Genomic DNA, 26,177 nt, shown 5'->3' with positions numbered 1-26,177 from the left:
TCTGTCCTCTAGTATTCTTCACGAAACCGCCCATTCCCTTGTAAATGTTAAAAGTAAAATCAGCTCTTAATAGCTCCTGAGGTTAGTCCCGCAATTACCCAACGACTAAATAACAGGAAGACGATCAGCAGTGGCAAGGTCGCCGTAAACGTAGCTGACATGATCATTCCATAATCCAGACCGTCGCGATTGGAGAATAACTGCTGGAGCGCGATTTGTATTGTAAAATGTTCTTGGTTCTTTAACACGACCAAAGGCCAGAAGAAGTCATTCCATACGGTCATAAAATTCAGTATGCCTAGTGTTGCCATAGCTGGAGTGATAACTGGAATGGCGATGTTCCAGAAGATCCGGAAATGTCCTCCGCCATCAATCCGTCCAGCTTCGATCAGTTCCGTATGTACAGCTGTAGAGATATACTGCCGCATCCAAAAGATCCCAAAGGCATTAACCATTGCCGGAACAATCAGCGCCTTGAAAGAGTCGATCCAGTGGAGCTTGGCCATAATTACATAAGTAGGTAACACACCAAGCTGCTGGGGTACAAATAGAGTGGCAATAACAAAGTAAAACAGAATATTTTTAAACGGGAATTCATATTTAGCAAAAGCATAACCAGCAAGTGTACAGAAAAATACGACCGATATGGTTACCATAGACGAGACGAATAATGAGTTTCCAAGGGCTTGGAAGAAATCCGTTTTATCCAGAACCCGCTGGAAATTATCAAAAAACTGATTCCCAACCGTAAGCAAAGGGGGGACATGGAATACTGCGCCCCTATCATTTGTGCCAACTACAAACATCCAGTAAAAAGGAAAGATGGACACGAGTGCACCAAGAATCAGAATGAGATAAAATCCTACTTTGCCGAAAATCCCAAGATCATCCGGATCTTTTTTTAATAGACGCACAGTACTCACGCTTTACCCCCTCCTGTATCTCCACCCATGCGGCTTGAAACCAGCATATTAAGGACAGAAAATATAATTGTGACCACAAACAGCAGGACTGCCGTAGCCGCCGCCGTACCGAAGAATCCATTGCGGAATGCCTCGCTGTACAAATAGGTAACCATAGTGATGCCTTCCTGGCGTGTAGATCCCGTTCCTGATTGTCCTAAGAATACATAAGGCTCAGTAAACAGCTGCAGGGCGCCTATAGTCGAGAGCAAAGTGACAAATACGATGAACGGTTTCAGTAATGGCAATGTAATGAAGGTTAATTGTTGCCTTCTGTTCGCTCCATCAATACGGGCTGCTTCATACAAATCCGTCGGAATACTTTGAAGTCCTGATAGAAAAATAATGGCATTATACCCTGTCCAGCGCCACATCACCATGGTTGAGATCGCGATTTTGACGCCCCACCAGCCAGAGTTGAAGGCCACACTATCAAGTCCTAAACCACTGAGCATCCAGTTGATCATCCCGTTGTTCCCAAACAGCGTACTAAACACTAGGGTAACCGCAACGATAGACGTAATATTGGGCATGAAAAAGAGAACGCGGAATGTTTTCTTGAAACGAGTCATCCCCGAATTCAACAATACGGCAATCAAAAGCGCCAATAGGATCTGTGGAACAGTTCCGAGCAGTCCCATAATTAAGGTGTTGCTAAAAGAAATCCAAAAGGTAGGGTCGCTTGTGACCAATTCATAATTTTTCATTCCTACGAATTTCATAGGATTCAAGGCATCCCATTTAAAGAATGAGAGGTAGATCGTAAAGAAGATCGGATATAGTCCAAATATCGAGAACAGAATAAAAAAAGGAGAAATGAAAGTATAAGCAGTGATGCGGCTCCTTCTTTGTTCAGTTAAAAACGGACGCTTGCTCTCGGCATGCGGACTCGAAATAACAGGCTCAGCCATGTCACACCTCCAGGTAATCTAACGTATTAAGCAAAAACGTCTTTGACGTCTCTATAAGGACGCTAAGCGTTTATGCGAGATAAATCCGAATTCATAGAGAATACCGTTCTCCATGAATCCGGACCTTCTAAAAATAGAGTGCTTTTATTAGAAGTCTTAACTGCGTTCAGCCAGTGTTTTCGCTTGTTTTACAGCTTCATCCCACTCTTTAGCCGGATCAGCCTTTTTCTCTAGCACATTTTTCAGTGCATTTTTGAAGAAGGTATCGGTTTGGTCATGAAGAGGACCGTAGTATACAGGTTTTACACGATTAGCAGCTTTACCAAATTCAACAGCCGTTTGTTGTCCACCGAAGAATTCATCCTTGAAATCTACGAATGCCGGATCTTCGTACAGGGCAGGTATAGAAGGCATCAATCCTTTAGTTTTGAATGATTCCAGTTGATTATCCTTGTTATCCATCCATGCGATAAAGTCATAAGCTTCTTTAGAATGCTTACCTTCTTTAGGGAGTGTCAAGAACGAACCACCCCAGTTACCAGCACCTTCTGGAAGCTGTGCGATTTTCCATTTGCCAGTGGAGTCTGGAGCATTACTCTTAACATTCCCTGCCATCCAAGCAGGTCCCATAACCACTGCAAATGATCCGTCGTTCATCCCTTGTCCCCATTCAGGAGACCAGAGCATCACATTGCTGATCCAGCCTTCTTGGATACCTTTAACTGTGAAATCATAAGCTTTGCGAACTTGCGGATTAGTGTCTCCGATAAAGCTGCCATCCGCTTTGCTGAAATAGATTTCATCCGCAGATTGGTCACGTAATGCGTTAAATGTAAGATCAGTAAGGTCTACAAACGGTTTGCCTGTCTTTTCCTTGAATGCTTTGGCTACAACTGCGAACTTGTCCCAAGTATCAATCGCTGCGCCAAATCCTTCGGAGTCACTTGGCAATCCTGCTTCTTCAGCCAAATCTGTTCTGTAATACACAACCGTTGGACCGATATCTGTAGGAAGACCCAGCTGGAAGCTTCCATCTACGGAAGAGGCTTGTTTCCATTTCCAATCCAGATAGTTCGCTTGAATATCTTTGGCTCCGAGATCATTCAGGTTATAGAATTTATCTTGTGCATTGATAAAACGCTCCATGAAACCGATTTCAAGTTGGAAAATATCTGGTGCGCCCGATCCCGCCGATAAAGCAGTGGTCAAATTATTATGGTGAGCCGTTTGGTCACCGGTATTTTGAACCTTGATCGTAACGTTTGGATGTTCCTTCGTGTACTCTTTCGCTAGATCCTCGTAGTTCACGTTACCGAGCGTCCAGAAAGAAAGTTCGATTTTCTCAGCAGGCTCAGTGCCCTCGTCTTTTGTAGGCTCACTTGTGCTTACTGCGTTGTTACCTGTATTTTTACTTGATGCATTATTCTCGGCGTTGTTGCCTCCGCATGCTGCCAGTGAACCTACAAGCATGATAGCGACTAACGAAAGCGCCAAGTGTTTTACTTTATTCATTCCCCTGTACCCCTTTCAAAGGTTTCTCTTACAAGATTTAGTGTACAGGGTTTATATTCTTTTTTTGAGGAGGCAAACTTCCGATTTATGGTGGAAATTATTACGAACTCAAGATCAGCTTAAATCAATATTTCATACAGACCTATGCCTACTAATAACAATCCACCGATAAGATCAGAATGTTTGCCTAGCCAAGTTTTAGACATTCGATTCCCGATTTTCATTCCGGCAGCAACAGTGATAAACGAAAAGGCACCCACTGAGATCGCTGTGAATGTTGCGTTCACGCCGCTGATCCCTGCTCCAAAGCCTGTAGCAATACAATTGATAGCTAGCGCCACACCCAACCACACCGATTCTTGCCATTTTAAAACATGACGATAGCCAGTATCTGTAGAAGATGTGCTGAGGACGTTGGTCTCTATATCCATGCTTACACTTGAAGTTGGTTTCTTATACACAGCTCTTATACTCCAGATTCCCATAAAGAGAATCAAGCAGCCACCGATGGCATTGCCAAGTGCCTCCGAGAAATATTCTGATACATATTCTCCTGAGGTAATTGAAAGGAAGGTAGCCAGCATCGACAGAACAGCAATAATCAGATTAGAAAATGGTGTAATTCTTGTGGACCTAGCGCCAAAGGAAACGCCTATTCCTAAGTTATCCAAATTTGAAGCCAACCCAATAATGATGATGGAAAGCCAATGCATATCTAGACCCCCTTAATACATTCATAATTATGTTATGTCTGAGATGGGCGTATAGAATTTTGTCCAAATGTGCTGCTCATAAAATGTTCGTCAGCTTCATTTACATTGGATTTCTCATGCTTCCACAGGTATACTATTTTTATTTCTAACTTCATTAAATGATCAAAAGGAGTTAAATACTTATGCCAATTAACCGCCCGCTGCTAACAGACAGCGATTTCCAAGAAGCCGTTGACCGCAAACTACCTGTTCGTGTATTTCAGGACGATCATTTGGTGAATTCAGGGGCCACTGTTGTCCGCTTCACCGATTCTGATGTAGTTATTCAGTCGAGGGTTAGCGATCTGACTTATTACGCTCGTAAGAGTTGCCAATTTTATGAGGTTAGACCCTAAAAAAAAGCCGGAACACAGTGACCCTTGGGATCAATGCGTTCCGGCTTTTTTCAGCAGACATATGTAGTAGCTCTTACTTAATATTTTTGTATGTGCCATACACTTTCATTTTTTCATTCAAGACTTCCTGAAAACTCTGCTTCTTCTTATTAGATCTCTCTTGTTTAGGATTGACCACGGGCTGAGGTCTAAAAAACTGATGATTGTAAGCCATAAGATTATGTACCATCACATTCATTGAATTCTAACCTCCTTCCGTGTCGTTCCTGAAATTTCTATTTTCGCTTAATTGCATATGGTTACTTACCCAGCTTCTCCAAAGTTTAATCACTTTTATGACTTTCTGTTTAAACAAATTTAAATGATCCCTTTTTGCAATGCGCTAAATACCTCTTTGTAAATCACGAATGTCTCTCCACGAAATAAGTTTGATTTGCTCATTATTAATCACTTGCTTAATTTCAATATCATTTAGAAGAAGATACTCCAATTCTCTTTCTGTATAACATTCCGTTATCGCTATTAACTGCTCTGTTTTTTTAGAAGGATGTATAGTTAACTGGGTTACTCCAGGTTTTAGATTCTTTAATAGATCAGTTAATCTCCTTTTCATTTTGCTGTACTCAGCAGTGGGGTTAAAACAATATGGAAGAGAAACTATATCATCGATTAATAAAATCCCCCTCTCTTTTGCTGAAGAAATTCTTTTTTGAAACAATCTCAATTGATCATTATTAAAAAATGGTTGGTCTAAGATCCTACTAGGTAAATTAAAGGGTAGTTGGTACTTTTCACATAAATCAAATGTTATTTCTATAAAATCTCGTCCTGTGAATAACCCCATAATGCTTCCACCATGACTATCCAGATGAGTTGGATCAATGCCTTGTACAATTGCACTTTGGATCTGCGATTCCATCTCTAATTTAACCTCATTAGCAGCAGCGTTTCTTTCCAGAAGAGTGGCATCTTGATGAAAATATCCTTCCACCGTAATTAAACTATTTAAATTTCTTTCTTTGAATACTGGTTGATACAGATGTTTCTCGCCGCTTGTTAAAGTTAGATGAATTCCAATATTCTTTATCCCTTTACTATTGACAATCTCCATTGCTTCATTTGAGTCTGGGCAAGGGATCATAATAGATGTGGATGTTATTGCTTTTTCTTCAAATAAGTTAACAATAGCTTCATTAGTTCCTTTAGTTATTCCAAAATCGTCGGCATTAATAATTAACAAACGGTCGTCAATCGCAAAACCTAATTTTTGTATCATAAACCTTCCCCCTATTAATGAATGATTTTTTTAAAAAATAACAATAAGGACGCAATCACCGTTAAGTGTTTGCGTCCTTATTGTGTAAACCGTTCATTTGCTCCCTATAGCAGTGGAAGCCTAGAATCTAACGCTGTGATGGAAATCTAGCGTTCCCAAAACCTTTATTACTATGATCAACTTGACCTCTCATCAGTTCAAGCAAATATTCGGGATCAGAGTTCATATCTAACATTTTCAACGCATTTTTTGGAGCAAACCCTTCACTTACACTGTGAGTGATCATGGCTAACAGTGGATTAAAATAACCTCTTATATTCAGCAGCCCTATTGGCTTCTGATGAATCCCAATCTGCATCCAGCATAGAATTTCAAATAACTCATCAAAGGTTCCGAGACCACCCGGCAGGGCAATAAACGCATCAGCCATACCGCTCATAACGGCCTTTCGTTCATGCATACTAGAGACCTCAATCAGATTCGTTAACCCAGAATGCCTGATTTCATCTTTAAAAAGATCCACTGGCATGATACCGACGACCTCACCACCATTTGCCAACACTCCGTCTGCCACCTGTCCCATCAGGCCATTTCTTGAACCTCCATAAACCAGCCTACAACCTTGTGCAGCTATATGATAACCCAACTCTCTAGCCATTTCTGTATATTCTGAATTAAGACCTGGATTTGAACCGGCGAACACACATATTGTAAAAGTCATACCTATCACTCCAGACTGGTTATTATGGTTCAATTGAGATAATTCACTTATTGTACATCAGAATATTAAAATAAGTGTTAAATGAAAGTCATCTTTTTGTTTGTATCGTTAATTGGTACAGTTTACTATTCCACTCTGCAGTAACACCTAGTGCCTTAGCCAAAGCTGCCGCTGGAACAAGTGATGCATAACTTACTTTAATGGCTCCCTCTTTAAAGATGATTTTCTTGCCTTCTTTCGAGAGCGTCATATCTCCGTCCCATGAGAGGGTGTAGCCCAGATTTTCCGCCACTTCCCTGATCGGTACTCTTACACTTCCATCCAAGAATATAGCAGACTGTGCGGAGTCGATCTTCTTCCCATCCACGATTACAGTAACAGGCTTCAAGATAGGAGATACAGTAAAAGGACGTGAATCAAGCGCGCTGATTCCAAGTTGACCAAACATATTCGTCCCCCAAGCTACTGCTGTTCCATCCTTCAAAACTGCATATTTACTATTTTCCCCCGTGGCAAAAGAAACCGGATTACTCAAGCCTTTGATTTGTTTAGGCTTAGTAAAGACCCATTTACTGTCGGTTGATGATTGGGTATTCCAAGTCCACGCGGTGCCATCTTTTTTAACAGCTACAAAGCCACCTAAATCCAGCGTAAGTTTGGAGATCGGCTTTATGACTGTGATCTTTTGCAGACCTTGCAATAAAGTGCCAGCTTCCCATACCCAGTATTCTCCTTTTTTATTGGCAACAAGATTGAACCCATTTTTCGTCTGAACAGATACAATATCCGTAAGACCTGGCATCTTCTTCATCATGATTTCGTTATAATTATTGCTGTCAACCGTTGCCCAGACACTTCCATTCTCAGTTAACGCCAGTATACTCCTCCAGTTCATAGAAACGGACTTCACATGATATAAATCCTTGACTGGGGTCGGCTTCTTCACCGCTTTTGTATTCTCTATTTGCGGGTTAGCGCTCCAAATCCAAAGAGTACCGTTGGTGCGAATTGCGGCCTGATAGTCACTGTTACCGACCCACATTACCTCACTTAAACCCTGAACCTTGGTAGCAGCAGGCAACTCTGTAAAACCTACATCAGTGATTTCTGGAGGATTCCACTGGAGTACGCTTCCATCCTTTCTCAAAGCTAAGGTATTGTGTATGCCTGAAGCTATACTGACTACATCGGTCATCCCAGAGATAACCTGAGGAAGCAGCACCTTGTGCTGTTTAGTGCTTACCCCATTGCCTGCTTCTATAGCATTCTTATCCCGGTAATCTCCCCAAGCTTTAACCGTCCCGTCTTCGTTCAGCGCAACATAATAAATTCCACCGATCTCTAACTGCTTCGTACGATCAAGCGCTGCTATGCTATGGGGAGTAATCGTCCACCCTTCAGGACCTGCAGTTCCATTTGCAAATTGTCCAAAAACATTGCTCCCCCAAGACCATACGGTTCCGTCAGTTCCCAGTGCGAAGGAGCTCCCTCCCCAAAATCCAGAAGTGGCAACAATCTCCTTAATTCCACTCAGCTTCGCGGAAGAGGGATCCGCGCTTATCACTTGTGGGACTGACGTAACAGCCATAAAAGTAGAACAAACAACCAAACTAAACAGCTGTAGCTTCCTTGCTAATAAGTTCATCTTGTTTTTCCCTTCTTATGATATTATTGTAATTATTATTCATCTTACACTAAGACGCTATTAAGCTGCTCAAAGTTGTATAATTTTTAAATCCTGGGATTCAGATTGCTTTGAATTATGTTATAATTACGCTGCCTTGGATCTACTCTTTTCAATCGCAATACCGGAACCAAATGATTATGGAGGGAAGTTATGCTTAAATTTATAGGTGTTTTACTGCTCTTCAGATTAGTGGGCAACCCTTTTCTGGCTATATTCATCCTGCTTCTTATCTTGTATTTCTTGGATCGGCGATATGTGGGCATCTTCCCCAGCATTACAAAGCCCTTCAAAAGAATGCGTCAAATTTCCAAGTTACGTACAACCATTTCTTTAAATCCTAATGATGTTTCATCCAAATTTGATTTAGCGCGGAGTTTGGCAGAACGTAAAAAATACAGGGAAGCGAAGGATCTCCTACTGCAAATCGAGGACCGTTATGAACAATCTGCTGAATATTGGGTAGAACTCGGACATGTGAATCTTAAGCTAGGCGCTTTGGAGGAAGGCGAAGCACAAATGCTTCGTGGTCTGGAGATCAACCGTAAGGCTCGATATGGACAGCCATATCTTTGGTTAGCGGAAACTTTCCGCCATACGAATCATGATAAAGCATTACATTACGTTACTCAGTATCAAGAAATCCAGTCTTCTTCTTCTGAGGCGTATTATCTGGCTGGCTCGATGTATAAAGCGCTTGGCAGATCAGAGGATGCGAAACGAGCTTTCGAAGAGTCCACCGCTGTTTATCGTTCACTTCCTAAATATAAAAAACGGCAGGAGCGCGGTTGGGCGTTGCGCAGCTTTTTTGCCAAGATGAAATAAACTTGACGACTCCTTAACCCAAAAAACGGAGATCACTTCTGATTATCAGAAATGACCTCCGTTTTTTTTATAATAAATTGGGGGGAAACGATGTTATTAGTTCGTCACTAATTTCCAAAGCGATAATGCCGACTCCGGATTCCAGTTGGTATCACCGAAACTTCTAAATGTCACTCGAGCTTCATAAACGTTACCCTTGTATTCAACTTTTGTTCCTACAATGTACAACCCGGTTGCATTCCAAGCTGCTACATCTGGTAATACGGGTTTCACAAGGGTTGTGACTGTATACAAAGAGCTCTTGTCTGAAATATTACCAGCAGCGTCTACAGCTCTCACATGATAATTGTACGTAGTGGAAGCTTGCACCGATAAATCCGTAAAGGAAGTTCCCTTAGTTTGGGTCAATTCAACACCCTCTCGATACACAACATAATGATCAACACCTACATTATCTTGGGCGGCGTTCCACATCAGATTAACACTATTGTGCTTCACTGACATGGTATGCAGCCCCTCAACCATCGAAGGCTTCACAGTATCTGGTGTTTCCACTGGAGGTATAACCACTTCCGGGTTTTGTGTGCTAACAACAATAATATTACTTGAGCCTGACGTGTTTCCTGCACGATCCACCGCAACAATATAATATGTATAAATTTTACCTGCTTCTACAGTAATGTCTTTAAAGCTCGTTGTTGAGGATGTTCCGATTTGTTTCGCTATACCGACGCTATCCCCGCGATAAATCATGTAATGATCTACGCCTACGTTATCTGTTGCAGCATTCCACATAAGATCTACACTGCTCGATTCTACACTCATCGTGTGTAACCCCGTTACTGTTGACGGCTTCTCCGTGTCTGGTTGTACCCCAGGTCCTGATTCACCGTTCTTTAGATTCACATCAATGACTTGGTAGAAGGCATTCGCTGTATCATCAATATCCCACACCGCCAAAATAACATGGTATCCACTGCGGTCAGTTGGGACATTTACTATGTGCGTCACAGAACGCTCAGGCTGTTTACCGCCATTTTCAAAAGTTCCAATAAGCTCTAAATCGGAACGTTTAATTGGCGTATTAGGATTCCAACCTTTTTTCGTAATATAGTAATGCCATTTTGTTGTTCTATGTTGTGCTGTATGATACCAAGTGATGTCATTGACTCCGCCAACCATATCGTGCTTAATCCAGCGATCACTTGATTGTTGATCCAGAATTCCTCCGAACATTCCACCCGCAGATGCAATCTTCCCGTCCGCAGGACCCGCCAATGGGAAACCCTTTGGTGCCTCTAGACTCTGTGGCTCATATTGTACAGAACCCACATTATTCGCTGCACCAAGCTTCGCACGACTTGCTGGTTCGGATACATAACCGTGTCCTAACACTTTATCGGTATCGATAAGTCCTACTCCGGCAATAACCCCCACAGTAATAACAAATGGAGCAACCTTCTTTGCGATACTGCTGTTCTTCATGCTTACTTTCATCATTCATCATCTCGCCTTCTTGTTGTAATTTGGAGACTTTGAAAACAAATCCAGTGTTATTATAATTTTCTGAAAACATAATAACAATAACCTAAAGAACCAGACGTCAATGGATAAAAGACCCATGACAATTGAACGGATTAGTAGTTCTCCCCGCTAATAATGCCCCATCGAAACGATTCATTCTACTCAAATAAAAAGCCAGCCACCGATAAATATATCGGTGGCTGGCTGCAAAAAAACAACTTGTTATGACTTCTGATTCATAAATGGGGTATAGTCCCATTTACATATTTAAATCCTGCTTGTTAGCTTCTCCGCTCTGTTTAACCGAAAATGGCCACCAATTTCCTCGGCCGAAGATCCGTACCATTACAGGGACAAAGAACGGCAGGAAGATTAAAGCATACAAGGCCAATCCTACGAGCACCACTGTAGCAATCTGCATCATCGACAATACCCCAGAAGGATACATCGAAGCGAAGGTACCACCCAGAATAACTACAGCTGAAAGGATAACTGTACCCATATTGCGCATAGCGTGTAGAATCGCTTCTTTTACGTCCCATGTTTTATTTTCGTTAAACCGGGCCATTAAGAAAATGCTATAATCCACACCTAGTGCAATCAGCATAACAAAACTAAAGAATGGCGTCGTCCAGGTAATCCCTTCATAGTGCAGAAGATTAACGAAAATAGCCTCTGTAACGCCCAACGCTGAAAAGTAAGTGATCAAAAGTGAAATGATAAGGTAAATCGGCATTACGATTGAACGAAGCAGCAACACTAATATGATGAAAATACCGCTCAGCATCAAGATTACTGTACGCGTATAGTCTTCATTGGAAATATTCCGCAAATCGCTTTGACTACTTGTAACCCCGCTAATAGCTGTTTCAGCATTTTCAAGCTTCGTACCTTTAACTGCACGATCTACTGCTGCTTGAATATCACCCACACTATCTATAGCCTCTGAGCTGTAAGGATTCTCGGTGAATACCACGTCCAATGTCATCACCTTACGGTCATCAGATAAGTACGTGTCAAATACCTGCTTTATACCTTCAGCTTTAAGTGCCTCAGCCGGTACGAAGAATCCGCTCAGCTCTTCATCCTTAGCCGCTTGAATCTGATTCAAGTATTCTTGTGCCGAGCCCAGACCGCTTGTAATTTGCTTCAATCCATCAGCACTATCGCTTAGTCCAGTGGTTAAGGCTCCAATCTGACCTGTCAATTCACCAAAACCATCTGCAAGCTGCTTCTGTCCGCCTTGCAATTGATCAAGACCACTTGTGATAGATGGAATCTTTTCTACGATCTGTCCTTGACCTGCTGCCGCCTGATCGAGTCCAGATTGCAGTTGACCGATTCCAGCTACAAGCTTAGCTAAACCTTGCGCGAGCGCGGTTTGCCCAGCCGCAGCTTTGGCATAACCGGCATTCGCTTCATTTAAGCCAGTAGCTGCACCTTTAAGCTGTTCTGAAACCTGACCAAGACCGGCTGCTATTTGCGCTGCACCCGTACCACTTTGTGCTACTGTACCTTTAATCGTCAAATAATTTACATCCTGAACAATTTCCGGATAACTGCTCTCTAGGCCAGCGAAGGAACCGTCCAATCCTTTTAATGCCTCTGCAACACCTTGTAGCTGCTTCGGAAGCTGCCCGAGTCCTTCATCCAGCTGGGTTAAGCCCCCACCGATTTTTTTATAGCCCTCAAGTAACTTCGCATTTGCATCTGCTAACTGTTTAGCACTTGTTGCTGCCTGCTGAAGACCGGATTTGATCTCTCCTGCACCCGCTGAGCCACTCTTAATCCCACTCTCAATCTGGGTGAGCCCAGCACCTAAAGCAACAATTCCGTCTTTGAGATCCGCTGTGCCCTCTGTCAGCTTAGCACTCCCTGCAACAGCCTCTGTAAGTTTAGGAGCATTATCGCTAAGCTGTTTACTAGCTTCAGACAAGCCGGTCTGAATCTTGGTCAGACCTTCGTTACTCCGGTCCAGTCCATCAGAAAGACTACCCACCTGATTCGGAATCAAGAAATCACTAATCAACTCACCTGTTGGACGTGACATACTCCGAACAGATTTTACACTATCCACTTTTTCCAGCTCGCGGCTAATTTTCTCCGCAAGTCCCAGATATTCTGAATTGTCCATACGATCATCATTCTTGATAACGATCTTGCCAGGCATCGATTCACCTGGTCCGAAGCTCTCCGAAATAATATTAAAACCTTTTACCGAAGCATATTCCGAGCCAATTTCCTCCAAGCTGTTAAAGGACAGCTTACCGCTAAAGGTAACTAGGAATGGGGATACGATTACTGCAACGATTAGAAGTGCGGCCCACGGTCTTTTTAAAGAAAAAGAACCTGCCCATCCCCAAATACGGCTCTCACTATGCTCCAGCTTGCCACGGGAGGGCCAGAATAGCTTTTTGCCTAGAACAGCCATAAAGAATGGAACAATCGTCACAAGTGCCAATAGCATAACTGCAATACCAACTGCAACAGCTACTGCTGAACGATAAAGGATAAATTTCGATAACCCAATCGCTACAAAACCTACAAACACCGCTAAGCCCGAATAGAACACCGTTCCTCCAGCTTTTCGATAAGTTGCAATGATTGCACTTTTAGTATCTTCTGCGGTCATCAATTCTTCTTTAAAGCGACTGATCAGCAGAATACAATAATCCGTACCGATCCCGAACATGACCGCAACCATAAAGATTTGAGTAAACGTTGATAAAGGAAAATCATAACGATCCACCAAAAAAGCCACAACAGATTGGGATACAATATAGCTGATACCCACGGTCAGCAGCGGTACAAAAGGCGCTACGAACGAACGAAACACGACGAATAGAATAAGTAGGATAAAGACAACTGTAATATACTCCGACTTCTTTAGCCCTGCTTCTGAGCTTGCAATCATATCCTCTGTAATCAGACCTTCACTGGTCAAATAATGTTCTGCTTTAACACCTGAGAGCATCTCATCCACTTTATCTGGCAGAGCAGTAACAGCCTCTCCTTCACCTTTTACCGACAACGCCACCATAATAGTCTTGCCATCTTTGGCAATCAATGTATCTTTAAGCTCACTTTGTGAAAAAGGATCGGTGATGGAATCTAACTGCAAAGCTTCCTTATTCGCAGCCAGCTTCTCAACGCCTTGTTGAATACTTGCTGTTTCTTCCGCTCCGATTCCCTTCGGGTTATTGAACACAAGGGCTACTTGATGGAGTGATTCGCCTCCCTTGTCACTTGACGCTTCCTTCATGATTTCTGCTGCTCTTGATGAAGGGTATCCCTCTGGAACGGTAACCTGCCCCTTCTCACGGACAAGATCAGAGAAAGACGGGGCCGTCATCACTAGCACCACCGCTACAGCGAGCCAGATTGCGATAACCGCCCATCTTGCTTTTAGAATCGTCTTCATTGGCTCTTCCCTCCATTATCATTCTGAATTAGACTTGCCAGTTTCTCAAACATCATGATGAACGTCTCAATATCCTTCTTTTCAAAATGAAACAAATACGGGGCCACTACTTCATGTACTTGCGACTCAGCTGCTTCAAATACTCTTTTACCATGCTCTGACATCGATAAATACACCTGACGACGATCATTCTCGTCACGAGTGCGCTCAATAATGCCCGCTTGCACCAGTCTGTTGATTATTGCTGTAATGGAGCTTTTACCCACGCAAAAAGTTTCTGCTAGATATGTAGATGTACATTGTTCCTGAGCATTAATCAGACGCAGAATTTGATACTGATCATTCGTTGTATCTGCAGCAATGCTATCTTTAATTCTTGCGGCTACTTGTCGAGTCACCATCATATAAGCATCCATATAACGGTTAATCCAATGCTGAACTTCATCTTCCAAAGCTTCCTACCTCCAAATATAGTTCAACTGTAGAACAGTTTCATTGTCAAACTATAATCCCGTTTATTTCAAAAGTCAACATTACAATTCTAAGGAACAATTTAAAGTGTACCCAACAAAAAAACAGGCCGAGATTTCATCTCGACCTGCCATTGTATGTCTTTTAAAAACTGTTTATTCTTCATCCTCGATCTCTTCTACTTCATAAACACATCTCAGCGTTTCAATGCCTGCTGCATTTTCGCCGAGGCTGTACACCATGAACCCAAGACTACGGTAGAAATCTGCAGCAATCTCATCCTCTGTTTCAGCTACCAGATAACGCGGCTGACGCGTAGTAAGCAGCTCCAGAATCATCCCCCGTGCATAGCCTTTTCCTCTGTTCTCTGGCAATACAGCGATATGCCGAATATCCAAGGAACCATCTTCTGTTTCTTCAAAGCCTACAAGACCAAGCAGTAATTCTTCCTCTTCCCAGCCATATAACTTTAACTCGGCTTGTTCGCTATACTCAGACGAAGTCTGCTGTAGAGCATTCGGATCATCTATGACCGCATAGGTCAACAGCTCATTCACCTCAGATGTACCAATGAGGGGTTTAAGATCAATCAACATTCTTCACATTTCTCCTTCTTTGTTCCTTTTAAAGCTAATCACTCGAAACAATCCGTAGCCTGTCCACACACCCAGCATGTTTAATAGTAAATCATCAATATCGAAGCTTCCCACATGCAGCAGCATTTGCAAGCACTCCAAAAGCAGTATACAAGGGACAGCATATAGCGAGATCCTAAGCCAAGAAACCGGACGTTTCTTAACTAATGGCGAAAGAAAACCAAATGGAATAAAAACTACAACATTTCCTAGCAGATTTACTAACCGATTGATAAGTGATAAATCGTTATCCAAGTTGAAATAAAGTGACACCGTGCGAAATGGAACCAGATTATACTGAAGAGGACCTCCGGTATGTACCTCACGTCCAAATCCGATAAACATCCAATAGATAACAGTAGCACTATACAGAGTTAGCACTACCCGTGTCAATCCTTTTAGCGGCCATGAACGGTAAGTTTCTTTATGTCTGCGGTTAATCAATTCTTAGGTTGAGCTTCAATAATTTCGATAGTTCCATCAAGTTTACCTACGATCGCCATCGCTGCAATCCCAATAAATAGGCCGTGATCTACAACACCTGGGATGTTTTGGATGGTCAGTGCAAGCTTCGGTGCAGCTTCTATCGCTTCAAATCGGCAGTCCGCAATGTAATTGCCATTATCCGTCTTGTACAGCTCTTCTCCGCTGCGACGCAATTCAGGTTGGCAACCCAGTTTGGCAAGCTCTGCCACAGTCCATTCCCACGCGAAAGGAACGATTTCCACCGGCAACGGAAATTTGCCTAGCGTGTTTACAACTTTACCTTCATCGGCAATCACAATCATTCGGGTACTATTACTAGCTACAATCTTCTCACGAAGCAAAGCGCCGCCGCCGCCTTTAATTAGTTGCAGACTGCTGTCTAGCTCGTCCGCTCCGTCAATGGTTAAGTCCAGACTATCAATATCACCAAAAGCTACCAGTGGAATTCCCAGCTCTCGTGCTTGCTCTTCGGAAGCGCGTGAAGTAGCTACTGCGGTAATTTTCAAGCCTTCACTGACGCGTTCACCGAGCTTGCGGATTGCCCAGTAGGCAGTTGATCCCGTACCCAGACCTACCTTCATTCCATCTTCTACATATTCCACTGCTTTTTCAGCTGCTAGTTGTTTAACGTTGATACTCATTTTAATACCCCCATGTTATCCATTATAAAAAATGTATATTAATCTTGAAATCAGCTATTAATCAGGAGGACTCCGATAGAACATCGACATCCAAGTTTTTGCCGTAACAGAGACTATCCGGATCACCTATGTAGGGTCCAAATAAATCAATCGGTTGGTAGCCATGCTTGACGTAAAGCGCAATCGCTTCTGGCTGCTTAATTCCGGTCTCCAATCGGATCTCCTTAAACCCCGCCGCTAATGCTTGTTCTTCAAGGAATAACAGCATATTTGTAGCTATGCCCATTTTACGATAACTAGAATCTACATAAAAGCGCTTCAACTCCATCGTTGCGATCTCTATTCCGATATAATCCAGTGGACGAAGCCCACCACAGCCCACTGGTTTTCCGTTTAAGTAGGCTACTACGAAAGTCATTTCTTTTACTTTGGGATCCTCGAAATCAACAACATAGATCGTCTCATGCGGATAACGCATCTTCAGTTCCTCATCCAGAAACGTAATAAGTTCTCTTAAATCAGCGTTCTCTGGATCAACTACTTCAAAATTCACTTCTGTTACGGGCGACACTCTATTTCCCTCTTTTCTTGTATCCAAATTCGTATTATCCTTCTTGCAGCCAAAAAAATCAATATTCTTCATTCTGTCTTATGTATATTGTAATTTCACTACATCTTCTAAGTTTAGGATCATCTCTTTTTCAGCGTGGTTAGCAGCCCTATGTAAATAAGCTTTATGCTCAATGAAAGCATCTGAGGGGGCTGCCAATTTAATGTGCTCCAGCACACTGCGTTCGACATCAGCGAGAACTAGATTTCCTCTACCCGCACTTACTCTACAAAGATTAATGATTGCTAAAGGCTTATTCACAACTGCCTGCCCGCTGGACTCCACAAAAACTGTGTATTGAACTAAAGGTATTACGTCTGGATCTTCCACACTAGCAGCGCAAGATTGGTCAAAGATAGAATACATTAGTGAAGGATTGCGTGATAAAGTTCCTAATTTTTTCTGATTAGATACCAATTTGCTGTTCTGGTAGGCCAAGAATCCGGCAACTGACAACACGAGCACAAGCAAAATAACTAATATCGAGTACATTTCATCACGTCCCACCCAATACTCCATAATAACAATACCGATTATATATTATCATGGATAACTGCATAGACCAATCCTATATTATCAACACTATAACAAGTGTAAGCGATATTCAATCTATAAAGTTATTTTGAAATATTCAAAATAACAGTTGAAACTTCGTTTGACATGTCTCATAATGAAAATATGAATATTGTTTGTCAATCCATATGGAAATCAAGGGAGGAAACTTAAAATGAAGTTTTTCTTGGACACCGGAAATATTGAAGAGATCAAACGTATTACTCGCCTCGGATTAGTGGATGGCGTAACGACTAACCCGTCACTCATCGCTAAAGAAGGAAGATTGTTTAAAGATGTTATCAAAGAAATCGTAGCAATCGTTCCAGGTCCAGTAAGCGCAGAAGTAATCGGACTTAAAGCAGAAGAAATGCTTAAAGAAGCATACGAAATTGCTGAGTGGGCTCCAAACGTTGTCATTAAACTCCCTATGACTGAAGATGGCTTGGAAGCTTGTTATGAGCTTACAAAAAAAGGTATCAAAACTAACGTAACGCTTGTCTTCTCAGCGGCTCAAGGCTTGATGGCTGCAAAAGCAGGCGCAACTTATATTTCTCCTTTCGTAGGACGTCTGGATGATATCGGTGTTGACGGAATGAAGCTGATCAAGGATCTGAAGACCATCCTAACTAATTACGGTATGACTTCCGAAATTATTGCAGCATCCATCCGTAACATTGCGCATGTTGAGCAAGCCGCTCTTGCTGGTGCTCACATTGCTACTATCCCAGGTTCGCTCCTGCCTACCCTCTGGAAGCATCCGCTGACAGATAACGGTATCGAACGCTTCCTGAAGGATTGGGAATCCGTACCACAAGCATAAGATTGTCTTTCATTCTTTTATCAAAGGGCTATCCCGCAAGCTACGGCAACGTAGCTTAAGGATAGCTCTTTTTTCCATCTAAAGTCCTTGAAGAAGTCTGACGAACACGCTTTGACAAGAGGCGCGGATTTACCTGCTCCGTTTCTTTCACGCCAGATTCTCCCTTGCTCCCATTGCTTGGCGTTACTGCAAATAAGGTCAGCAATCCACCAATTGCGCCGACTGTAGCCATCAAAGCGAATAATACCCAATGACCACTGCTTAACAGCAGCGATACCACTGGCGGTCCTGCGGCTACCCCTATAAACCTCATACTGCTATAGAGAGCGGTTATCGTGCCGCTATTCTCTTTCTCAATTCCCTCCGTGATTAAAGCATCCATACAAGGAAGCACAATTCCGATTCCAACACAACCTAAGCCCATAAACCCGACTAAGAAATAAATACTTTTATTGAACCCCGCAAAGATCATTGCTGCAGTTAGTAACACCATACCTCCAAAGCCCAGCCATTTCATTAGCGTTTTGTTCTGGCCAATGATCTTTCCTGTTCCATATGAAGACAGACATAACAAGGCTAATGGTATTGCTAGCACAAACCCCTTCATTGCCCCATGCATATTAAATTTAGATTCCAGCATTTCCGATAAATAGAATTGAACGCCAAAGGTTACAAACATACAGATACCGCCTATGGCAAAAATAGCATACAACCATCGTCCCTTTTCTCGCAAAATGCTCACAATTCCGGATAAAAATTCTCTTATACCCTGTTTCTCAGGTTGTTCCTTCGCTTCCGGCTTTCGAACCAGAAAAAGAACTAAAGCAAATGAAATTAGACATAGAACAGGAATAGCGATAAAAGGTGCAAACCAGAGCCATATTCCAAGATAAGCACCAAGAATCGGACTGAGTACTTTACCAAAGGTATTTGAGGTTTCAATAATTCCCAGACTTTTGCTTACATCCTCTTCTTCCTTGAATAAATCACCAACGAAGGGCAGCACAATAGGAAAAGCACCAGCCGCACCTATCCCTTGTAACAAACGTCCGGCCAGAATGACCCAATAGGCGCTAACGCCCTTCATAAACCAAGCCGCCACCACGCAGACGACTCCACCTATAGCAGCAATGATCAGACTCGGAAGAATCACCTTTTTTCGTCCATAAGCGTCAGACAGGTACCCTGCAATAGGAATCATCACGATAGCCATCAATCCATAAACAGTAATCAGCATACTCACCTGAAAAGAGCTAATGCCTAGTTCTTTAGAAATCTGCGGCAAAATAGGGAGCAGCATGGAGTTACCGAGGGTCATAATTAGTGGAATGGATGCCAGTGCAAGCAGATCCCATTTTCTTTCCTTCATGAACTGACCACCTTTGTCATTGTTTGCGACGACTCTCTATATTGTGGTTTGTTCATCCCTCTTTATTCATACATATAAAAAGACCGTCCCCCGCCAATGCGGAAGGACGATCTTATGATCAGAAGATGGGGCTTTACAGCGAATTTGTAATCATGGTCTTCGCTTTTACAGATGGAAGAAACCGGTTTGGTTCTCCTAGGCTAAAAATATGCAGCAAGTGCATCGCTCGAGTGCAAGCTGTATAGAACAGTTTACGCTCACTTTCTCTGCCATATCGTTCAGCTGAACCATCGTAAATGATGACAGCATCAAATTCCACACCTTTAGCTAAGTAAGCAGGTAACACCAATGTCCCCTTCTGGAAATTCGGCGTTTCTTTCGTAACGAGCCTTACTGGCAGCCTACTATGTAGTTCATCATGAACTCTTGCGCTTTCTTCTGCAGTTTTACAGATGACAGCCACATAATGATACCCCTTGGATTGCAAATTCCGGATATCCATTTCTACTGCATTCAGAAGCTCATCCTCGCTAGACACCACACTTAGCTGAGGTTCTTCTCCTCGTCGATTAAACGGCACAATTCTTTCCCCTCCAGGAATCATTGAACGCGTAAATTCTACAATCTCAAAAGTGGAGCGATAGCTTCGGGTTAACGAGATCACTTCTGTATTCTCTTCCCCATAAATGCTTACCAAACTAGACAAATCACCGAGCACCTCACCTTGTGCATAGATCGCCTGATTCAAATCACCCAATACGGTCATTTTCGCCCTTGGAAATAAACGGCGCATGAACTCTAATTGGAAAGGTGAGTAGTCTTGTACTTCATCCACAATCACATGACGAATAAGCGTATTGGTACGGAAGCCTTGGCTTAACTCCTTCAAATAAAGGAATGGTGTAGCATCTTCGTAGGCAAGCTCGTTCACTGCGATAGATTTTAGTGTTTGTTCACAGATCTCATCCCAGATTTCCGGCAGTGAATTAACACCATTTAGACGTTCCATAAGCTCACGATCAGTAAACAGCGTACTGTACAACCCCTTTACATCCACAAAACGACCTCGTTTAGTCCATCCGCGCAGTGGTTTTAAGCGTTGGCTGACTACATACCGGGATAACACTTCTTTTTCAGTATCAAAATCATCAAAACTATCCTGTGTAGCTTTCTTCTTACGTCGCAACATCTGATATGCACGGTGGTAATCACTGGAGTCCAATAGCTCAATTTGATCTTCAACCCATGAAGCATTTCTTTCCTCATGACTAAAATCAGCGATCTTCTTCAGTAACCAGCGTGTCATTAAGTCTACACGGTTCGCAAGCTTAATGGCGGGATCATAGGCATAGAAATGACGTTCCATTTCTTCTTTACTGACTACCGCTCTACCTTGAAACATTAAAGGCTTGAACAGCATGCCCTCATGTTCCAGCATCGTAGCATACCGACGAATCACATCGAGAAAAGGTACGGATGATTTATAAGCGATGCCTTCTCTGCGTATACCCACTTCAGGGCCATCAGGAGCATTCAATAGGTTTTCCGTCTGACTAAAGACATCTTCCAGCTGGAATTCATGCCCTAAACGATGCTCAAGATACATCTGAAAAGTGGTTTGTTGCATATTTTCTTCACCTAGCTCTGGGAGCACAGTTGAAACATAGCTATTAAACAGCGGGTTCGGTGAGAACAACAACATCTGGTCTGCTTGCAGAACTTCACGGTATTTATACAAAAGATAAGCAACCCGCTGCAATGCTGCAGAGGTTTTCCCGCTTCCTGCGGCACCCTGAACGACCAGCATTCGGCTTTTGTCGTTGCGGATAATCGCATTTTGCTCTTTCTGGATGGTAGCTACAATACTCTTCATTCGATCATCGGCACTATGGCTAAGCACTTGCTGCAAAAGCTCGTCGCCGATCGTTACCCCAGTATCAAACATAACTTCAATAACACCATCAGAAATCACAAACTGACGTTTAAGATTCATTGTACCGGAAACAAGTCCACCAGGTGTCTCATAAGATGTTGGGCCAGGAGCTCCGTCATAATATAAGCTCGATATAGGCGCCCGCCAGTCATAGATCAAGAAGGTGCCATCATCCTCCATCAAGGATCCAATCCCCAGATAAATCTTTTCCGTTTCTCCATTTGGTGCTTCTGTAAAGTCAATACGCCCAAAGTAAGGAGAGACGAGTAGCTTTTTATATTTTTTTAGAGCCTTGCTCGACTGTAAATGATGGCGTTCACGTTCATTCAAGATTTGGGATTGTTGGCGCAGACTTGTTGAAGTTTCCCCTAAATCATCTGGACTACTGAAGTTTACTGTTACCTCTTCCCAGAAGTCTTTCCGCATATCCACCACATCACTGCGATGGAGTCCGAGCTCCTCAGATAATCGCCGGATATGGGCAGACAAAAGCTTAGTCAATCCGTCAACCCGCTGCTGTTCCTCTTTCCATTCAATTTCATGATTCTCCACTACATTTCATCCCCTTTTGGGTTTCACCCTGAACATAATCCTTAAGCTTATATGTTGCACATCAAAAGGTTATGTTTTAAGCTTCGCGATCCGTTTCTTTTTCCTCAGTCGCTATACGGTTCATCTGATCTGCCACTTTATCAAGCCGTTCTAATTGATATCCGTAATCGTAAATAGCTGCGGCTACAACATACAATCGTAGTTGACCTATTTTCTCCGCATTATACCCCAGGATCGTTGAATTCAAAAATCCATCATTCTCGTCTCCCAAGGGTTCCGATTCATTAGTGTTTGGTTTTAGTTTATCTTCAAATTTCAGCAAGATCAGTTGATGATATTTGATTAACTGCTCCAAATGACTGTCAAACAATGCATCTGTCTCTTCACTTCGATCCGCTTGAAAATAATGCCGATCCACAGCCTCAAGAACATCGAAGCCCTTTTGCAAAGAAGATAACAGGTTCTTATAGACAACCATTTGTCTAGTCTGACTGTACTTCGCCCTCTTTAGCTGTTTCTGCTCCTCCTCAAACAAAGCGTACTTATCCGCTAAAGATTTAATAGATGACTCCAGTGCAAGTTTTTCATCACGAAACACACTTTCCTTCATCTCATGAGATACAGCCGTTCTTAGCAGCAAGGAAAGACTGGCAAAGACGTTCTCGATTTGCTTGATGTACTGTTTCCGTGGTTTCGGAGGAACTACTATAATATTGATTAGAAATGCAGAAACAATCCCTGTCAATGTTAATAAGAAACGATTCAGCGCGAACTGCCATTCACCAGAAGCCTCCATCACTGTTATAACGGTGACCAGTGTCAGGCTATAGTATCCGCTCGGTTAATTTTCATACTGATCATAATGACAAGAATGCAGACCAACCCAACCGCAATTGGACTATTGGATAACAGCATTCCTCCCAGAAGAGCGAGTACAGCGCCCATTGTAGTCGTTGTCAGCTGATCAAGAAAATAACGCCAAGAGCGATAAATAGATGGCTGCATAGCGAAAATTGCTGCAATCGCAGCGCCCACAGAAGATGGAAAATGTAGCAGTTCGGCTAAATACAAGGCAAGCGTGACTGCCATTCCTGTTTTAAATATGCGAGCTCCAAAAGCCAAAAATATCCCCCCTAAAAATTGGCCCACTCTGCAATATGGACATCTACTAATCCCTCATTCCTCTAATTACCCAAGCCTAGAGTTGATGAATTTTATGATCATTTAAGCTCTCGCTTATGATTCTTTCAGCTTTCAGGGAATACTAATTCAAGTAAGTACCTATCACATATAACATACGAGGTGAGTGAATGAATAACAACATCAAAAAATTAGTGACCATCACAGCTGTTTTTTTCCTCAGTCTGTCTCCAGCACTTGCTCCTACTCGGAGCGTGTCAGCTGAGAATGTAACCTCCACTGCACCTGATTCTGGGCCTTCGGAAAAAGTTCATAGACCCCCACCAGGGAAAGACGGGAAATTCAGAGCCGGCGGACATTTCATTATTTTCGAAACAGCCAAGCTGCTTGAGATGGATCGTACGGAGCTAATCAATAGCCTTAAAGCAGGCAAAACCCTCCCCGAGCTTGCCCTTGAGAAGAAAGGCTGGACAGAAGATCAATATATTCAAAAGCTCAGCGAATCCGCAAGTAAGCGGCTGGATCAAGCCATCAGCGAGGGACGTCTAACAAAAGACGAAGCTCAAAAGCTAAAGGCTGGACTTCCATCTATGCTGAAGAAAAAAATAAGTAAAATGGGTCATTTCCAAGATCATAAATCTTCGGAACATCATGTGATGAACCCTTAAAATATCCCCACAAAGACGGGTATCTTCATTTCTTATGAGGATATCCGTTTTTTATAGGCTTCAAATAGACTGATGGATAACATCAGCCACGCGCCACTTGCAGCATAACCACCAATTACGTCGCTAGGATAATGAACTCCCAGGTAAATACGACTCCAGCCAATGCCCACAGTCATGAATACCGCAAATATTATTAACAGGATTCTTTCACTTCTTCGCGGCAAATGACGCCACAGTAAATAGGCAATTACCCCGTACAGGGAGAAGGCTGCCATGGAATGTCCACTTGGGAAACTATAACCGAGCTCTTGGACAATACGATTGAAATTTGGACGCTCCCTTTGAAACCATAACTTCATAAGTGTATTCAATAGCTGTGAGCCTAGTCCAACCCATAGGAACAGAATTAGCTCAAGCCGATGTTTCAGCAGAAAATACAACAGTGCCATCGTGCCGATAGATATGCCAATCGCTACCTTGGAGGAACCAATCAGAGATAGTCCTTTGGCGAATGTGGTCAGTCCAGGTGATTCAGCGGATTGAACAAAATGAATCATATAATTATCAAATGATGATACCTTATTCATATGAACTAGAATCGCAATAACGACGAAACAAGCAGCAAACCCTATAAAATAACGAAAACCTCTAGACCAGTTCTGATAATAAAGCATAAATACCTCCGTGTCTAATTTTGTGCCTGTCGATCACATTTCCTGAGAAGCTATAACCCGTGCTATAATTATAGAGAAATAAATATACAAAAAGATGGAGTGCTGCCAAAGTGGAGAGTCTAAAATTGCAGGAACGTTTGTTGAATCAGTTTATTTCCACAAAGGTGCCCGTGACGATTTTTACAACAAATGGTGTAAAAATGCAAGGCGTCGTAACCTCGTATGATGCATTCACAATCACTTTACAGGGTCAAGGTGATGGCAGACAGAATGTGCTCTTTAAATCTGCAGTATCCACTATTGTACCTCTTAAGCCCGTCTCACTCAAATAGTTCACACATTCATTAAACTTCTTCATCCTATTTTCAATAATAAAGGGAACACCGGACTACATCTCCGGTGTTCCCTTTATTATTTTCTTAAATTGTCTTATTCACTCTTCAAAACGAGTTTCTTTTATACTGGGAAAATCACAGGCTTGACACACACCGGCTTGGATACCTCGGCAGTATTTCCAGTAAAGACGAGACGACCACTGGTCTCTTCAATAGAGAACACAATCAGGTTATTAGCGTCACGATTTGCAACAATAAGATAAGCCCCATCCGGAGTTAATGAGAAGTGTCGTGGATGCCCTCCACGAGTAGATACATATTCAATTAGTGTAAGCTTGGCAGTAGCGTTATCCACTGCAAACACTGCGATGTTATCAGCTCCACGGTTAGAAGCGTAAAGATATCTTCCATCTACTGAAGTAGCAATTTCAGCGCAAGTATTCTCTTCCTTAAAATCCTCAGGCAAAGTTGAAATTGTATCTACCGTGTGAAGAGTCCCTGTAGCACTGTCATATGTAAACGATGTTATCGTGGAATCCACCTCGTTTATAACATAAGCAGACTTTCCATCTGGATGAAAAGTAAAATGACGAGGTCCCGCCCCTGGATGAAGCGCAGTATCTCCGTGAACTTCTAGTTTGTTCAAGTCTCTATTGATTTTATAGGACCGAATAATATCAAGCCCAAGATCAGAAACAAACAGATACTGTCCGTCCGGACTGAAAATAGCCGAATGGGGATGTGGGCGATCCTGACGTTCAGGATGGTGACCATGACCGGAATGAATCGCGACATCCGCCAGTTGATTAGCAACTTTTTCTTCATCTAATGTGATCAAGCCTACACTGCCACCATGATAACTACATACAACAATGTATTCATCGCTTAGATCTCTTGAAATATGGCATGTGGTCGTTTGACCATTACCTGAAGCAGGCATTGAGGCTATTCGATTCAATTCGCTCAATTTCCCACGCTTAGCATCGATAGCAAAGGTAACGACTTCTCCCTCTTTTCCACCTTCGCCATTTGGCTTTTCTCCTATGGCATATAAACGCAGGGCTGAAGCATCTACATTAACAAAGGTGGGGTTAGTTAGACCCTGAACCGAGTCGATTAATTTTAACGTACCTCCTGCTTCGCCATCGAATTCAAATACCTGCACACCGCTATCCGTGGCACTTGCATAGGAACCCGTAAACAGCAATAACTTAGTCTGCTTTTCCATCTCTACATCCTCCTCCAAAGTATTGCTATTATATAATTTACAATTTTTAAACGTTAAAGACAAACTATAAAGTAAAAAGTGTGACAAATAGTTCAAAAATAAGGCTTTCCAATGAT

Annotated in this window: 25 protein-coding genes and 1 pseudogene; 5 read left to right on the top strand and 21 right to left on the bottom strand. The window is 42.5% G+C overall.

Annotation, left to right across the window (positions count from 1 at the left end; genetic code table 11):
• Positions 1-59: 59 nt before the first annotated feature.
• From PAENI_RS03205 to PAENI_RS03190, 4 genes are all read right to left on the bottom strand, one after another.
• On the bottom strand, positions 60-923 hold the full coding sequence (locus PAENI_RS03205) for a carbohydrate ABC transporter permease (RefSeq protein WP_094868591.1): 864 nt from the start codon (positions 921-923) through the stop codon (positions 60-62).
• Complete coding sequence (locus PAENI_RS03200) at positions 920-1,873, bottom strand: carbohydrate ABC transporter permease (RefSeq protein ID WP_042187483.1); 954 nt, start codon at positions 1,871-1,873, stop codon at positions 920-922. The genes PAENI_RS03205 and PAENI_RS03200 overlap by 4 nt, the downstream gene beginning before the upstream one ends.
• Positions 1,874-2,029: 156 nt before the next feature.
• Positions 2,030-3,385, bottom strand: coding sequence for an ABC transporter substrate-binding protein (locus PAENI_RS03195; RefSeq protein ID WP_149644223.1), 1,356 nt, complete (start codon positions 3,383-3,385; stop codon positions 2,030-2,032).
• Between the two features lie 119 nt (positions 3,386-3,504).
• The gene (locus PAENI_RS03190; protein WP_149644222.1) at positions 3,505-4,098 is read right to left on the bottom strand and encodes a manganese efflux pump; all 594 of its coding nucleotides are present in this window, start codon (positions 4,096-4,098) and stop codon (positions 3,505-3,507) included.
• Between the two features lie 182 nt (positions 4,099-4,280).
• Here PAENI_RS03190 and PAENI_RS03185 point away from each other — a divergent pair, with 182 nt between their 5' ends.
• Positions 4,281-4,493, top strand: a complete 213-nt coding sequence (locus PAENI_RS03185; RefSeq protein ID WP_042187476.1) for a hypothetical protein — start codon at positions 4,281-4,283, stop codon at positions 4,491-4,493.
• A gap of 73 nt (positions 4,494-4,566) precedes the next feature.
• On the opposite strand, the gene PAENI_RS31735 is transcribed toward PAENI_RS03185, so the two are convergent.
• From PAENI_RS31735 to PAENI_RS03170, 4 genes are all read right to left on the bottom strand, one after another.
• A complete protein-coding gene (locus PAENI_RS31735; protein WP_188114458.1) occupies positions 4,567-4,731 on the bottom strand; it encodes a hypothetical protein in 165 nt (54 codons plus the stop codon).
• A gap of 144 nt (positions 4,732-4,875) precedes the next feature.
• A complete protein-coding gene (locus PAENI_RS03180; protein ID WP_149644221.1) occupies positions 4,876-5,769 on the bottom strand; it encodes a polysaccharide deacetylase family protein in 894 nt (297 codons plus the stop codon).
• Positions 5,770-5,896: 127 nt separating this feature from the next.
• On the bottom strand, positions 5,897-6,490 hold the full coding sequence (locus PAENI_RS03175) for an LOG family protein (RefSeq protein ID WP_149644220.1): 594 nt from the start codon (positions 6,488-6,490) through the stop codon (positions 5,897-5,899).
• Positions 6,491-6,578: 88 nt separating this feature from the next.
• Positions 6,579-8,078: a stalk domain-containing protein gene (locus PAENI_RS03170; protein ID WP_223178895.1), complete on the bottom strand. Its 1,500-nt coding sequence runs from the start codon at positions 8,076-8,078 to the stop codon at positions 6,579-6,581.
• Between the two features lie 249 nt (positions 8,079-8,327).
• Between PAENI_RS03170 and PAENI_RS03165 the strand changes: the two genes are divergently transcribed.
• Entirely contained in the window at positions 8,328-8,999 is a 672-nt protein-coding gene (locus PAENI_RS03165; RefSeq protein WP_149644218.1) for a tetratricopeptide repeat protein, read from the top strand.
• A 96-nt stretch (positions 9,000-9,095) separates the two neighbouring features.
• On the opposite strand, the gene PAENI_RS03160 is transcribed toward PAENI_RS03165, so the two are convergent.
• From PAENI_RS03160 to PAENI_RS03125, 8 genes are all read right to left on the bottom strand, one after another.
• Positions 9,096-10,499, bottom strand: coding sequence for a lytic polysaccharide monooxygenase (locus tag PAENI_RS03160; protein WP_262495483.1), 1,404 nt, complete (start codon positions 10,497-10,499; stop codon positions 9,096-9,098).
• Positions 10,500-10,782: 283 nt separating this feature from the next.
• Complete coding sequence (locus tag PAENI_RS03155; RefSeq protein ID WP_149644217.1) at positions 10,783-13,944, bottom strand: MMPL family transporter; 3,162 nt, start codon at positions 13,942-13,944, stop codon at positions 10,783-10,785.
• Entirely contained in the window at positions 13,941-14,396 is a 456-nt protein-coding gene (locus PAENI_RS03150; RefSeq protein WP_076282879.1) for a MarR family winged helix-turn-helix transcriptional regulator, read from the bottom strand. The genes PAENI_RS03155 and PAENI_RS03150 overlap by 4 nt, the downstream gene beginning before the upstream one ends.
• Positions 14,397-14,570: 174 nt before the next feature.
• Complete coding sequence (locus tag PAENI_RS03145) at positions 14,571-15,011, bottom strand: GNAT family N-acetyltransferase (RefSeq protein WP_149644216.1); 441 nt, start codon at positions 15,009-15,011, stop codon at positions 14,571-14,573.
• Between the two features lie 3 nt (positions 15,012-15,014).
• Positions 15,015-15,494 carry a VanZ family protein gene (locus PAENI_RS03140; RefSeq protein WP_149644215.1) on the bottom strand — a complete coding sequence of 160 codons (480 nt, stop codon included), beginning with the start codon at positions 15,492-15,494 and terminating at the stop codon, positions 15,015-15,017.
• Positions 15,491-16,171 carry a ribose-5-phosphate isomerase RpiA gene (gene rpiA, locus PAENI_RS03135; RefSeq protein WP_143764014.1) on the bottom strand — a complete coding sequence of 227 codons (681 nt, stop codon included), beginning with the start codon at positions 16,169-16,171 and terminating at the stop codon, positions 15,491-15,493. The genes PAENI_RS03140 and rpiA overlap by 4 nt, the downstream gene beginning before the upstream one ends.
• Positions 16,172-16,238: 67 nt before the next feature.
• Positions 16,239-16,748 carry a GNAT family N-acetyltransferase gene (locus PAENI_RS03130; protein WP_262495482.1) on the bottom strand — a complete coding sequence of 170 codons (510 nt, stop codon included), beginning with the start codon at positions 16,746-16,748 and terminating at the stop codon, positions 16,239-16,241.
• Positions 16,749-16,826: 78 nt separating this feature from the next.
• Positions 16,827-17,279: a hypothetical protein gene (locus tag PAENI_RS03125; protein WP_143759423.1), complete on the bottom strand. Its 453-nt coding sequence runs from the start codon at positions 17,277-17,279 to the stop codon at positions 16,827-16,829.
• A gap of 235 nt (positions 17,280-17,514) precedes the next feature.
• On the opposite strand from PAENI_RS03125, the gene fsa reads away from it, so the two are divergent.
• Entirely contained in the window at positions 17,515-18,162 is a 648-nt protein-coding gene (gene fsa / locus PAENI_RS03120) for a fructose-6-phosphate aldolase (protein WP_149644213.1), read from the top strand.
• 55 nt (positions 18,163-18,217) lie between these two features.
• Here the strand turns inward: fsa and bcbE are convergent, their stop codons facing one another.
• The 3 genes and pseudogenes from bcbE to PAENI_RS03105 all read right to left on the bottom strand — a co-directional run bounded on the left by bcbE (position 18,218) and on the right by PAENI_RS03105 (position 23,138).
• Positions 18,218-19,531, bottom strand: a complete 1,314-nt coding sequence (bcbE, locus tag PAENI_RS03115; protein ID WP_149644212.1) for a bacillibactin exporter BcbE — start codon at positions 19,529-19,531, stop codon at positions 18,218-18,220.
• Between the two features lie 133 nt (positions 19,532-19,664).
• Positions 19,665-22,016 (bottom strand): RNA polymerase recycling motor HelD, encoded by a 2,352-nt coding sequence (helD, locus tag PAENI_RS03110; protein ID WP_149644211.1) that lies wholly within the window; start codon positions 22,014-22,016, stop codon positions 19,665-19,667.
• A gap of 76 nt (positions 22,017-22,092) precedes the next feature.
• Positions 22,093-23,138 (bottom strand): annotated as a pseudogene (locus tag PAENI_RS03105) (FUSC family protein).
• 188 nt (positions 23,139-23,326) lie between these two features.
• Between PAENI_RS03105 and PAENI_RS03100 the strand changes: the two are divergent.
• Positions 23,327-23,824 carry a hypothetical protein gene (locus PAENI_RS03100; RefSeq protein WP_149644210.1) on the top strand — a complete coding sequence of 166 codons (498 nt, stop codon included), beginning with the start codon at positions 23,327-23,329 and terminating at the stop codon, positions 23,822-23,824.
• A gap of 32 nt (positions 23,825-23,856) precedes the next feature.
• Here the strand turns inward: PAENI_RS03100 and PAENI_RS03095 are convergent, their stop codons facing one another.
• Complete coding sequence (locus tag PAENI_RS03095) at positions 23,857-24,498, bottom strand: phosphatase PAP2 family protein (protein ID WP_076299442.1); 642 nt, start codon at positions 24,496-24,498, stop codon at positions 23,857-23,859.
• A gap of 110 nt (positions 24,499-24,608) precedes the next feature.
• Between PAENI_RS03095 and hfq the strand changes: the two genes are divergently transcribed.
• Positions 24,609-24,830 carry an RNA chaperone Hfq gene (gene hfq / locus PAENI_RS03090; protein WP_042126951.1) on the top strand — a complete coding sequence of 74 codons (222 nt, stop codon included), beginning with the start codon at positions 24,609-24,611 and terminating at the stop codon, positions 24,828-24,830.
• Positions 24,831-24,954: 124 nt separating this feature from the next.
• Here the strand turns inward: hfq and PAENI_RS03085 are convergent, their stop codons facing one another.
• Positions 24,955-26,061, bottom strand: a complete 1,107-nt coding sequence (locus tag PAENI_RS03085; RefSeq protein WP_149644209.1) for a lactonase family protein — start codon at positions 26,059-26,061, stop codon at positions 24,955-24,957.
• Positions 26,062-26,177 lie beyond the last annotated feature (116 nt).

This window comes from Paenibacillus sp. B2(2019) (genome assembly GCF_008370385.1).
In the GTDB taxonomy this organism is placed as follows: Bacteria; Bacillota; Bacilli; order Paenibacillales; family Paenibacillaceae; genus Paenibacillus_AQ.
The sequence above is the reverse complement of the archived record's forward strand: the minus strand, read 5'-3'. Positions and strand labels throughout refer to the sequence as shown.

Coding starts and splice junctions, on each gene's coding strand:
- PAENI_RS03200 (WP_042187483.1), bottom strand. CDS start 1,873: ATGGCTGAGCCTGTTATTTCGAGTCCGCATGCCGAGAGCAAGCGTCCG.
- PAENI_RS03195 (WP_149644223.1), bottom strand. CDS start 3,385: ATGAATAAAGTAAAACACTTGGCGCTTTCGTTAGTCGCTATCATGCTT.
- PAENI_RS03190 (WP_149644222.1), bottom strand. CDS start 4,098: ATGCATTGGCTTTCCATCATCATTATTGGGTTGGCTTCAAATTTGGAT.
- PAENI_RS03185 (WP_042187476.1), top strand. CDS start 4,281: ATGCCAATTAACCGCCCGCTGCTAACAGACAGCGATTTCCAAGAAGCC.
- PAENI_RS31735 (WP_188114458.1), bottom strand. CDS start 4,731: ATGAATGTGATGGTACATAATCTTATGGCTTACAATCATCAGTTTTTT.
- PAENI_RS03180 (WP_149644221.1), bottom strand. CDS start 5,769: ATGATACAAAAATTAGGTTTTGCGATTGACGACCGTTTGTTAATTATT.
- PAENI_RS03175 (WP_149644220.1), bottom strand. CDS start 6,490: ATGACTTTTACAATATGTGTGTTCGCCGGTTCAAATCCAGGTCTTAAT.
- PAENI_RS03170 (WP_223178895.1), bottom strand. CDS start 8,078: ATGGCTGTTACGTCAGTCCCACAAGTGATAAGCGCGGATCCCTCTTCC.
- PAENI_RS03165 (WP_149644218.1), top strand. CDS start 8,328: ATGCTTAAATTTATAGGTGTTTTACTGCTCTTCAGATTAGTGGGCAAC.
- PAENI_RS03160 (WP_262495483.1), bottom strand. CDS start 10,499: ATGATGAAAGTAAGCATGAAGAACAGCAGTATCGCAAAGAAGGTTGCT.
- PAENI_RS03155 (WP_149644217.1), bottom strand. CDS start 13,944: ATGAAGACGATTCTAAAAGCAAGATGGGCGGTTATCGCAATCTGGCTC.
- PAENI_RS03145 (WP_149644216.1), bottom strand. CDS start 15,011: ATGTTGATTGATCTTAAACCCCTCATTGGTACATCTGAGGTGAATGAG.
- PAENI_RS03125 (WP_143759423.1), bottom strand. CDS start 17,279: ATGTACTCGATATTAGTTATTTTGCTTGTGCTCGTGTTGTCAGTTGCC.
- fsa (WP_149644213.1), top strand. CDS start 17,515: ATGAAGTTTTTCTTGGACACCGGAAATATTGAAGAGATCAAACGTATT.
- bcbE (WP_149644212.1), bottom strand. CDS start 19,531: ATGAAGGAAAGAAAATGGGATCTGCTTGCACTGGCATCCATTCCACTA.
- PAENI_RS03100 (WP_149644210.1), top strand. CDS start 23,327: ATGAATAACAACATCAAAAAATTAGTGACCATCACAGCTGTTTTTTTC.
- PAENI_RS03095 (WP_076299442.1), bottom strand. CDS start 24,498: ATGCTTTATTATCAGAACTGGTCTAGAGGTTTTCGTTATTTTATAGGG.
- PAENI_RS03085 (WP_149644209.1), bottom strand. CDS start 26,061: ATGGAAAAGCAGACTAAGTTATTGCTGTTTACGGGTTCCTATGCAAGT.